This is a genomic window from Anaerococcus groningensis, from assembly GCF_046365465.1.
GTDB lineage: Bacteria > Bacillota > Clostridia > Tissierellales > Peptoniphilaceae > Anaerococcus > Anaerococcus groningensis.
The window spans coordinates 98,934-109,043 of the sequence record NZ_JBGMEG010000009.1 but is presented as its reverse complement, the minus strand read 5'-3'; the positions used below and the strand labels follow the sequence as shown (position 1 = coordinate 109,043).

Annotated in this window: 7 protein-coding genes, 11 tRNA genes and 1 rRNA gene; all 19 read left to right on the top strand. The window is 32.7% G+C overall.

Annotated elements, in window-relative coordinates:
• The first annotated feature begins 167 nt into the window (after positions 1-167).
• The 19 genes from rrf (at position 168) to cas1c (ending at position 10,110) form a co-directional block, all read left to right on the top strand.
• Positions 168-284: ribosomal RNA gene (gene rrf / locus AB9Q04_RS05920) — 5S ribosomal RNA — on the top strand.
• A 77-nt stretch (positions 285-361) separates the two neighbouring features.
• Positions 362-436, top strand: a tRNA-Asn gene (locus AB9Q04_RS05915).
• A gap of 97 nt (positions 437-533) precedes the next feature.
• Positions 534-610, top strand: a tRNA-Met gene (locus AB9Q04_RS05910).
• A 51-nt stretch (positions 611-661) separates the two neighbouring features.
• Positions 662-738, top strand: a tRNA-Met gene (locus tag AB9Q04_RS05905).
• Between the two features lie 58 nt (positions 739-796).
• Positions 797-871: transfer RNA gene (locus AB9Q04_RS05900), tRNA-Glu, on the top strand.
• A gap of 163 nt (positions 872-1,034) precedes the next feature.
• A tRNA-Glu gene (locus AB9Q04_RS05895) sits at positions 1,035-1,109 on the top strand.
• A 100-nt stretch (positions 1,110-1,209) separates the two neighbouring features.
• Positions 1,210-1,285: transfer RNA gene (locus AB9Q04_RS05890), tRNA-Val, on the top strand.
• A 136-nt stretch (positions 1,286-1,421) separates the two neighbouring features.
• Positions 1,422-1,497, top strand: a tRNA-Thr gene (locus AB9Q04_RS05885).
• 105 nt (positions 1,498-1,602) lie between these two features.
• Positions 1,603-1,679: transfer RNA gene (locus AB9Q04_RS05880), tRNA-Asp, on the top strand.
• Between the two features lie 32 nt (positions 1,680-1,711).
• A tRNA-Gly gene (locus AB9Q04_RS05875) sits at positions 1,712-1,786 on the top strand.
• A gap of 55 nt (positions 1,787-1,841) precedes the next feature.
• Positions 1,842-1,915, top strand: a tRNA-Gly gene (locus AB9Q04_RS05870).
• A gap of 114 nt (positions 1,916-2,029) precedes the next feature.
• Positions 2,030-2,106: transfer RNA gene (locus tag AB9Q04_RS05865), tRNA-Arg, on the top strand.
• 127 nt (positions 2,107-2,233) lie between these two features.
• Complete coding sequence (cas3, locus tag AB9Q04_RS05860; RefSeq protein ID WP_410024431.1) at positions 2,234-4,390, top strand: CRISPR-associated helicase Cas3'; 2,157 nt, start codon at positions 2,234-2,236, stop codon at positions 4,388-4,390.
• Between the two features lie 33 nt (positions 4,391-4,423).
• The gene (locus AB9Q04_RS05855) at positions 4,424-4,681 is read left to right on the top strand and encodes a hypothetical protein (RefSeq protein WP_410024430.1); all 258 of its coding nucleotides are present in this window, start codon (positions 4,424-4,426) and stop codon (positions 4,679-4,681) included.
• A 203-nt stretch (positions 4,682-4,884) separates the two neighbouring features.
• Positions 4,885-5,613, top strand: coding sequence for a type I-C CRISPR-associated protein Cas5c (gene cas5c / locus AB9Q04_RS05850; RefSeq protein WP_410024429.1), 729 nt, complete (start codon positions 4,885-4,887; stop codon positions 5,611-5,613).
• The gene (gene cas8c, locus AB9Q04_RS05845) at positions 5,610-7,571 is read left to right on the top strand and encodes a type I-C CRISPR-associated protein Cas8c/Csd1 (RefSeq protein ID WP_410024428.1); all 1,962 of its coding nucleotides are present in this window, start codon (positions 5,610-5,612) and stop codon (positions 7,569-7,571) included. The genes cas5c and cas8c overlap by 4 nt, the downstream gene beginning before the upstream one ends.
• The gene (gene cas7c / locus AB9Q04_RS05840) at positions 7,558-8,430 is read left to right on the top strand and encodes a type I-C CRISPR-associated protein Cas7/Csd2 (protein ID WP_410024427.1); all 873 of its coding nucleotides are present in this window, start codon (positions 7,558-7,560) and stop codon (positions 8,428-8,430) included. Before cas8c ends, cas7c begins: the two co-directional genes overlap by 14 nt.
• Complete coding sequence (cas4, locus tag AB9Q04_RS05835; protein WP_410024426.1) at positions 8,431-9,078, top strand: CRISPR-associated protein Cas4; 648 nt, start codon at positions 8,431-8,433, stop codon at positions 9,076-9,078.
• A complete protein-coding gene (gene cas1c, locus AB9Q04_RS05830; protein WP_410024425.1) occupies positions 9,079-10,110 on the top strand; it encodes a type I-C CRISPR-associated endonuclease Cas1c in 1,032 nt (343 codons plus the stop codon).

Genomic DNA, 10,110 nt, shown 5'->3' with positions numbered 1-10,110 from the left:
ATACTAATACTTATAATCTTGACTGGAAATATTGTCTGCTATTTAAAAGTTCATAAACACCAACTCAAACTTTAAGCTGATAGGGTCGGCTACAAGACGAAATCAGAGATTTCTGTTTCGCGACATCTGACCTACCAGCGAAAACAAGTTTTCGGGTTAGGTCATAATATAGTGACGATGGCAGTAAGGATACACCTGTTCCCATACCGAACACAGAAGTTAAGCTTACTAACGCCGATGGTACTCGGAGGGTGACCTCCCGGTAGAGTAGGAAGTCGCTAAACATCTAATACATACTAGCCACATTGGCTAGTAGAGTATTAAATGGAAAAATATTAAATTAGATTAAGTATAGATATATGCTTAGGTAGCTCAGTGGTAGAGCATCCGGCTGTTAACCGGCAGGTCGTGGGTTCGAATCCCACCCTGAGCGCCAATTAGGTGTATGCTTTATATAGTATAGGTAAAATTTATTAATTTACTAGTGTGCATTTAAATCACTTAAATATTGCAAAAGAGCAAGTTTTAACTATCGCGGGATGGAGCAGTTTGGTAGCTCGTCGGGCTCATAACCCGAAGGTCGTAGGTTCAAATCCTGCTCCCGCAACCATTTTTAAGTAAAATATGATAGGTTAATTTTACTATAAAATAATTATTATATGGCGAAGTAGCTCAGCTGGCTAGAGCATTCGGTTCATACCCGGAGTGTCGGCGGTTCAAGTCCGTCCTTCGCTACCATTTTTTAATATCTTTTACTCTGTTGAGATTTTCAATAGAGTGATCCTTATTAATCTTTGGCCCCATGGTCAAGCGGTTAAGACATCGCCCTCTCACGGCGGGTTCTCGGGTTCGAATCCCGATGGGGTCACCATAATGTTGAAAGAGGCCCTATAATCAGCAGATCATTTCTCACCAATCGGTTAAAGCCTTTTGGGAAATGAGTTGCATGGAACCTACTAAAGCTCGCTATCGTTAACTAAGTTAGGTTCGTAAGCTGGTTAAAATAAATATCTATCATATATATTATTATATATGGCCCTATGGTCAAGCGGTTAAGACACCACCCTTTCACGGTGGTATCCCGGGTTCGAATCCCGGTAGGGTCACCAACAGCAAGCCCCTCCGGATCATGGAGGAGTCGTGCAACAGCACGAAATACCGCAGGATGAAGTCCGAGGACTATAAAAGTTCTGTGAGTATTGCTCATATGGAAGTATAGCTCAGTTGGGAGAGCATCTGCCTTACAAGCAGGGGGTCACAGGTTCGAGCCCTGTTACTTCCACCATATAAGAATTAGCTTGATTATCTTGTCTTTCCGCCTGCACGGAATGATCGCGGGGTGTTAACACGATGATATATGGCTAGTTAAATAAACTCTAGGGTATAAATTTTACCCTAGCCCAACCCTTTACATAAGGCACGCTGATGTAGCTCAATTGGCAGAGCAATTGATTTGTAATCAATAGGTTGTAGGTTCAAGTCCTATCATCAGCTCCAAATAAGTCTACCTGGCTTAATGATTATTATCCTTGGAAGTTTAATTTTTTGTTTAACAAAATTATTCTGCGAAGGGTTATTCATTAGCTATAGAGGCTTGTTATTGGCCTGGTAGTTCAGCTGGTTAGAATGCCGCCCTGTCACGGCGGAGGTCGTGGGTTCGAATCCCATCCAGGTCGCCATTTAAATTTAATTAAATTATTATGTTAGTTATGCGGATGTGGCTCAGTGGTAGAGCATCGCCTTGCCAAGGCGAGGGTCGCGAGTTCGAATCTCGTCATCCGCTCCATAATATCACCAGATATCCCGAACAGTCGATGTTTGGTTTGGTGATTTTTTAATATGCGGGTGTAGCTCAGTGGTAGAGCCCCAGCCTTCCAAGCTGGTTGCGAGGGTTCGATTCCCTTCACCCGCTCCAAGTCACTTGAGTTTTTAGGTGCATAGCATCTGAAAACTTTGAGATGATCGTATCGAATTAAAAGAACTTAGTGAAAGAATCGTAAGCTTCTAGAGCGCATGAAAACAAATATTTGTGCCATTAGCTCAGCTGGATAGAGCGTCTGGCTACGGACCAGAAGGCCTGGGGTTCGAATCCTCAATGGCACGCCAACATTTTAGCACCCGGTAGGGTGCTTTTTTTATGCTTATTTTTAAAAAATATATAAATTAATATATTAATCCTATAAAATATATTAAAATAGTACTTAGATATAATTTTATCAATAATGGAGGAACTATGATTATAGCTCACAAAGATGAAAATGGTAGGGAACAATCGTTATTTAATCATTTGATAAATGTAGGCGACGCAAGTTTTAGCTTAGGTAAACAACTAAATATTGAGTATATGTCCTTAATAGTTGGCTTTTTACATGATCTTGGTAAGGCTGACCCCTTGTTTCAAGATAAAATAAAAAATAATAAATATAATAGTGTAAATCACTCTTCAGCTGGTGCAAAATATTTATATCAAATTTATTGCGATATAGGAGATAAAAATGAAGACTTTAAAAGTCCTATATGCCAATCTTATACGGAAATTTTAATGTATGTCATAGAGGCCCACCATGGAGTTTTTGACATAGGTACTTATAATAAAAAAGTTATCAACAGTATATATCAAAGGCTTGAATATGATATCCAAAATAGAAAATACAATTATAGCTCTGTAAAGAATTATGCAAATAATATTAGTAAATATTGCTATGAAAATTATAAGCTTTCCCTTGAAGGTATCTTTAAAAAAGGATTTGAAGAATACAGAGATATTATAAATAAAGTAGAATTAGAAAAATCAAATAATCCTAACGTAGACTTTTATTATTATAACCACTGCATAATCAGACTTATCCTTTCTATACTAAAAAATGAGGATATTTATGACACTATAAATGCCTATGAAAAAATTATTGATAGAAAAACTAATAATGAAAGTCAAGATGTCATAGAATATTTTTACCAGCAATTAGAAGCTGAATACGAGTCTTATCCTACACCAACTAGTGATATAAATAAGGTAAGGGCAAGCATAGTAGATGATATCCGCACTAGGTATGACACGGATAGCAATGGGATTTACAAACTAGATTTACCTACAGGAGCTGGCAAAACTAAACTATCATTGTTATATTCTCTTCACCAAATGAAAAATAATAATAAAAATAAGATGATTTATATAGCGCCTTTCTTATCAATTCTTGAGCAAAATGCCTTTGAGTATAGAAAAACCCTAGCGAATGATAGTTATATATTAGAGCACCATACAAATGTTGTTAATAATGATTCTTTTGATAATGAAGACACTGACGATAACAATAAGGCTGCTATGAGAGAGTATATAAAAGAATCTTGGGATCAAGTAGTAATATTATCTACCATGGTACAATTTGCCAATACCTTGTTTAAGTCAAAATCATCAAGCCTTAGAAGATTTTATAACTTAAGCAATAGTGTAATCATTTTGGATGAAGTTCAATCTTTGCCAGAGAATATGACCCATATCTTTAATCTAATGCTTAATTTTATAAGCAAAGTGATGAATTCTATAATTATCTTATGTTCAGCTACCCAACCTAGTCTCAACCATGATTCTATCAGACATAAAATTATATATGGTGGTTCAAATAATGAAGACTATGATTTGATAAATCTAGATGATAAGCAAAAACAGATCTTTGACCGAGTAGAAGTAAGTTTACTAAATGATGGAAAAGAGTCTAAACTAACTGACATATATAATTCTGTTTTAAGTGATCATCAAAAATCTACCCTTATAATTTTAAATACGAAAAAATCTGTTATGACCTTGTATAAGATGTTTGAATTAAATATAGAAAATACAGAAAATTTATATTATTTAACTACAAATATGTGCCCAAAACACAGGCTTGATATCATAAATGAGATAAAAGGAAAATTAAACAAAGATATAGCTGTAATAGTTATAAGCACTTCTTTAATAGAAGCAGGAGTAAATTTAGATTTTAGAAGATTATATAGGTCATATGCAGGATTTGACTCTATTATCCAAGCCATGGGTAGGTGCAATAGAGAAGGAAAATACGATAAGGGGGAGACCTACCTAGTAAATCTAAATAAAGATGATGAAAATCTAAGAAGTTTAAAGTCTATTAAGAATAAGAAAAATATAACAAAAAAAGTATTAGATAATTACGATGGAAAATTTGATATAGACGTTTTAAATAAAAGATATTATGCTAAACTTTTTTCTAATTTAGATGATTTAGACAAGAGAGTATCAGCCAACAAAACTCTAATAGATTTACTTTCTGTAAACAAAGAAATTAGAGAAACTGGATATATTAATGGGGTAAATATCCAAGCTCTTAAAGAAGCCTCTGATCAGTTTAGTCTAATAGAAGATGATGGATAATCAGTAATAGTTTACTATGGTGAAAGTTTTGATTTGATAGAAGAACTCATAGCTGCCATAGAAGAATTTAGAGGTTATGATGGCAATAAAGAAAAGATTAATGAAATCAAAGATTTACTAAATAAACTACAACCTTACACTATAAATATATATAATACTAAAGATTTTGAAGATAAATTAGTAAATGTAGATGGATTAGATATATTTGGAATAAAAATATTAAATGAATCAAATTATGATGAGAAAGTTGGATTGACTGAAGAATCTAAGTTGGAAAGTTTTATGCTTTGATATACCAAATAGAAAAGAAATGAACTTTTCTATTTGAGTATAAATAAGACATATTTTCAATCCGCTAGTAAGTGTTACTAGATACAACATAGATTATACTTTTTATTTATATAAAAGCATTTGACTTTTTTATTTTAAAAGTATATTATAAATACGGAGATGTTAGAAGCATAAATAAAACATAGAATAGAAAAGGAGGTAAGATGAATCAATCAAAAACTTTTTTTGCGAAGATTTATGGGGATTATGCATTATTTAGCTCCCCATCTTCCAAGAGCTCCGGTGATAAAGCAAGCTATCAAGTTCCCACAAAAGAAGCCCTACGTGGGATAGCTGATCAAATTTATTTTAAACCAACTTTCAAGAATGTAATCGAAGAAGTGAAAGTTCTAAATGAAATAAAAACAGAAGCTATGGGTGCTAGAACTCTAATGATGGGTGGGTCTAATGATTTGAACTCTTACACTTATTTGAAAGATGTATCTTATCTAGTCAAGTTCTACTTTGAGTGGAACCTAGATAGAGAAGACTTAGCCCATGATAGAAATATCAAGAAACATGAAGCTATCATGGAGAGATCTTTAAAAAAGGGTGGTAGAAGAGATGTTTTTCTAGGTACTAGAGAATGTTTTGCTTTAGCGGAGCAAATAGATAAAGAAGAATATGAAAATGCCAAAAGTTTCTATGACGGTCAAAGTCTATCCTTTGGTATCATGTTTTCTGAATTTATCTACCCTACTGAGCCAGGTGGAGAATTGATATCATGTTTTACAGAAACTAGTATGGAGAACGGAGTTATTACCTTTAAAGATAGCAAAGACTGTGAGATAAAAAATACATTGGACACCTATAGTTTTAAATACCCAAATGAAATAAAATCTGTTAAAGATGAGTATGCTGATTACGAGAATTTTGAGGATGGTAGTATATGAATGCACTAGAAGCACTGCTTAACTCATATAATTATGCTGAAAATATTGGACTAGTAGATAATAACGATTATCCAGCATTGCTCCCTATCTACCATAGCAAATTAAGATCTAATGGGACAAACATTATAAAAGTTGAGATTAAAAAAGATTCAAGCTTATACCAAGCTTCCTACTTAGACCAATATAAAAGTAAGGCTGATGAAGAAAATAAGATAAGTGATGTAATAATTTTTCCAGTAACAAAAGATTCAGCATCAAGGTCAGGTAGGAAGGCCCCATCCCACGCTCTAGTAGATAAAGTTAAGTATATATTTAATGAAGATGGAAACTTACTTGAAGGCTATAAGGAAAATCTACTAGCCTGGATAGATTTTGAAGATGATAAAGATATTAAAAAGTTCATCAAGACTATTTTTGATTTTCTAGATAAAAAATATGCTTTAAAAAATATAGCTAGTAATTTAGTAAGTGATTTTAAAAATTTAAATGGCTATGATATAGAATATGAAGATAAAAAAGTAGATATATCAGATGTCTTTTTAGAGTTTGAGATAAGCTCATTTATAGGTGAAAAAGATATGAGCGTAAGCTCTTATAAAAACTTGCACAAGTCATTTATAGACTTTACTAACTATGTCGATACTCCAAATGGAGTATGCCATATATCAGGAGCTAAAGAATATATAACTCAAAAACATAGGGGGCTTTTAGGTAATGCAAAACTTATAAGTGTGAGCAATAACAAAGAAGCTTATGTAGGCAGGCTTAATAAAGATACTAGCAGTTTAAAGGTGGGCAGAGAAACATCTGAAAAAATCCACCTAATGCTCGCCTATCTTATAGAAAATAATAAGTCACATATAAGAATAGCTGAAAAACAATATTTAATAACTTGGTTTTCTGAAGATGTTAAAAACTCTCAAAATATAGATATAACCTTTAAAAAATCCAGTGGAAAAGACTTAGACTTTCTTAACCAACTTGCAAGTATTAGCAGTAAAGCAAGTCCTGCTAATATAAATACTGAAAATATAAGTCAGTCATTTAAGCTAGGAAAAGCAAATTATAGTGATGATTCGGACTTTTATTGTATGATAATTGACTCATTTAACCCTGGCAGGGTAGTCATAAAATACTTTAACCAACTAAAAGTATCAGAGTTACAAGATAACCTTAAGAAATGGGAGGATAGATATAATTGGAGTAAATATAACGAAAATATTGAAGATTTTATCCCTCTTACCCCTTCATTTTATAGTATCTTTATAAATGCGTATGGCATAGAGAGAGACCTAAAACTTGGCAGGGGTCTAGACTATGATAATAAAAACTTTATGAATAACCAGTACGTTTCTTTGGTAACTAGTCTACTTAATGGAAGTTTTTTACCTAAAAATATAGAAAATAAATTTAAACAAAATATTAGAAAAAGAAATAGTTATAAAGATCCTAGGGTCTGGAACAATTTGTTATTTGTAGCAAGAGCAGTACTTAAAAACTCAAATGAGGAGAATTTTACAAGAATGATTGATAAAGATAATAATGATAGGTCTTATCTTCTGGGAAGGTTACTTAGTGTCTATCACAATATTGAACTAAGCACATATCAGAATAAAAATATAATAGAAAATGGAGAATACCAACCACAAAGACTAACAAATGCTGAAAAATTTTGGAGTAACTATCTAGATAGACCAGCGACAACAATTACTATATTAGAAAAAAAGACCAATACTTATCTAAATAAGCTAAAGACAACAGATTATAGAATGTATAAGGGACTAGATAAAATAAAATCCCAGTTGCTTACAAAAATTAGTGAAAACTATAAGCTAGATGATAAAAGTTTTAATGCACCCTTAGACTATAAATTTTTGTTTGGATATACCGCTCAAAATAGCTCTATATATGGACTAAGAAATCAAGTAAATGAGGAGAGAGAAGATGATAAAGAATAAAGTTGATTTTTTAATGACAATTGAAGTAAAAAATGCCAATCCGAATGGGGATCCTTTAGCAGGAAATATGCCTAGGATAGACTCACTAGGCTATGGAATAATCTCTGATGTATGTATCAAAAGAAAAATTAGAAATAGAATGCAAGACCAATTTAAGGAAAATGACTTGGGAGAAGGTTATGATATCTTTGTAAAGGCAAATGATAGAATAGACGATGACTTTAGATCCTTAGAAAAAAGATACAAGGCCTACTTTGATAAAGAAAAGGATAATGAGGTAATAGAAAAATCCATGAACGAAAAATGGATAGATGTAAGATCCTTTGGTCAAGTAGTAACATTTAACAATAAATCAATTGGCATCAGAGGACCTGTATCAATATCTATTTCTAAATCCCTAGACCCAGTCATCACAGAAACAATGCAAATAGTTAGAAGCACCAATGGCAAAGATGCAGGAGAAAAGAGAGCATCAGATACCATGGGTAACAAAAACTTTGTTGACTATGGAGTTTACCTAGTACAAGGAAGTGTAAATTCATTTTACTCAGAAAGAACAGGTTTTGATGAAAAAGACCTCGAAATATTAAAAGAAGCTCTAAAAACATTATTTATCAACGATGTATCAAGTGCTAGACCAGATGGAAGTATGGAAGTAAAAGAGATTTACTGGTTTATCCACAGCAACAAACTAGGCAATGTATCAAGTGCAAAGATAAAGCAATTAGTAAAATATGATGAATTAGACATAAATAATACCAATCCTTCCTATGAAGATTATAATTTTAGATTAGATGAAGAAAAGTTAAGGGAATACAAAGATAAGGGACTAACACTCGAAATTATTGAGGGAATCTAAATGCCGGCCCCAGATGACTACCTAATGCTAAGTGGCATCCAACACTTTTACTTTTGTAAAAGACAATGGGCCTTAATCCATATAGAACAAGTATGGTCTGACAACTCATTTACAGCAGAAGGCAATGAGCTCCATGAAATAACAGATAATCCCTACCTAAAAGAAAAAAGAAAAGATATTATTATCTCTAGAGCTATACCAGTTAGTTCAAAAATCTTAGGCCTATCAGGTATCTTAGATACTGTAGAATTTATAAAAGGTGATAAGGGTATAGAAATTGCCAATAAACAAGGTTTGTGGATGCCAAATGTAGTCGAATATAAGAGAGGGAAAGCCAAAAGAGATAATAGGGATGTAGTACAATTAGTTGCCCAAGTAATGTGTTTAGAAGAAAAATATAATATTAATATAGAAAATGCAGATTTATTTTATTTTTCTACTAAGAAAAGAGAAAGTATAGCTATAACAGATAAGCTAAAAGATGAAGTTAGAGATATTGCAGAACAAATGCATATTATGTATGAAAATAAACTAACTCCAGATGCCGAGTATTTTAAAAATTGCACTATGTGCTCCCTATACGATTTATGCATGCCCAGACTTACAAAAAAGAAAAAGTCAGTTAAAAACTACTTATTAGGTGATTAGATGAAAAAGTTACAAAATATTTTATACCTTACTATAGAAGATGCTTACCTATCAAAAGATGGGGAAAATGTAGTGATAATACAAGATTCTAAAGTTTTAAAGAGGTTCCCTATCCATATACTAGATGGGATTATGTGTTTTAACTACACAGGAGTGAGTCCAGCTTTGATGAAATTTGCTATGGAAAATAATTTGCTCATATCCTTCTTTACTCCAGAAGGTAGATTTTGTGGTAGGATAATAGGTAAGACAAATGGTAATGTGCTTTTAAGAAGACGTCAATACCAGATAGCCGATAGTGAAGAAAGTTTAGAATTTGTACAAAATATTATCTATGCAAAAATCTTTAATTCTAGAAAAGTACTAAAAAGAGCAATAAGAGATCATGGTCAAAAAATAGACTCTGAAAAACTATTAAAGACGATAGAATTTATAGATATTTCTTTAAAAAGTATATGGCAGGCAGATAATAAAGATAGCCTAAGAGCCATTGAGGGCAATGTAGCTAGTAGGTACTTTGCTTGCTTTGACGAGATGATAGTATCCCAAAGAGATGAATTTTATTTTATAGATAGGAATAGAAGACCTCCAGAAGATAATACAAATGCCCTCTTATCATTTATGTATTCGCTTTTAACATATGAGATGCAATCTGCTTTAGAAGGTGTAGGTATTGACAGTTATGTAGGATTTTTTCATGTCGATAGACCAGGCAGAAGCTCCATGGCCCTAGATATGATAGAAGAACTAAGAGCCTATATGTGTGATAGACTTGCCCTTACAATGATAAACAAAAACATTATTACTTCCAAAGATTTTGAGAAAAAAGAAACAGGAGCAGTACTGTTAAATGATAAGGGCAGGGCAAAGGTACTAGAAAATTGGCAAAAAAGAAAGCAAGATGAGATTAACCATCCCTTTATAAATGAAAAAATAAAGATAGGACTCATCCCTCATGTTCAAGCAATGCTATTAAATAGATATATAAGAGGGGATCTAGAAGCTTATCCACCATTTTTGATGAAAGGATAA

Bases quoted from the DNA above. Each gene is read 5' to 3' on its own strand.
- cas3 (WP_410024431.1), top strand. From the start codon at position 2,234: ATGATTATAGCTCACAAAGATGAAAATGGTAGGGAACAATCGTTATTT.
- cas5c (WP_410024429.1), top strand. From the start codon at position 4,885: ATGAATCAATCAAAAACTTTTTTTGCGAAGATTTATGGGGATTATGCA.
- cas8c (WP_410024428.1), top strand. From the start codon at position 5,610: ATGAATGCACTAGAAGCACTGCTTAACTCATATAATTATGCTGAAAAT.
- cas7c (WP_410024427.1), top strand. From the start codon at position 7,558: ATGATAAAGAATAAAGTTGATTTTTTAATGACAATTGAAGTAAAAAAT.
- cas4 (WP_410024426.1), top strand. From the start codon at position 8,431: ATGCCGGCCCCAGATGACTACCTAATGCTAAGTGGCATCCAACACTTT.
- cas1c (WP_410024425.1), top strand. From the start codon at position 9,079: ATGAAAAAGTTACAAAATATTTTATACCTTACTATAGAAGATGCTTAC.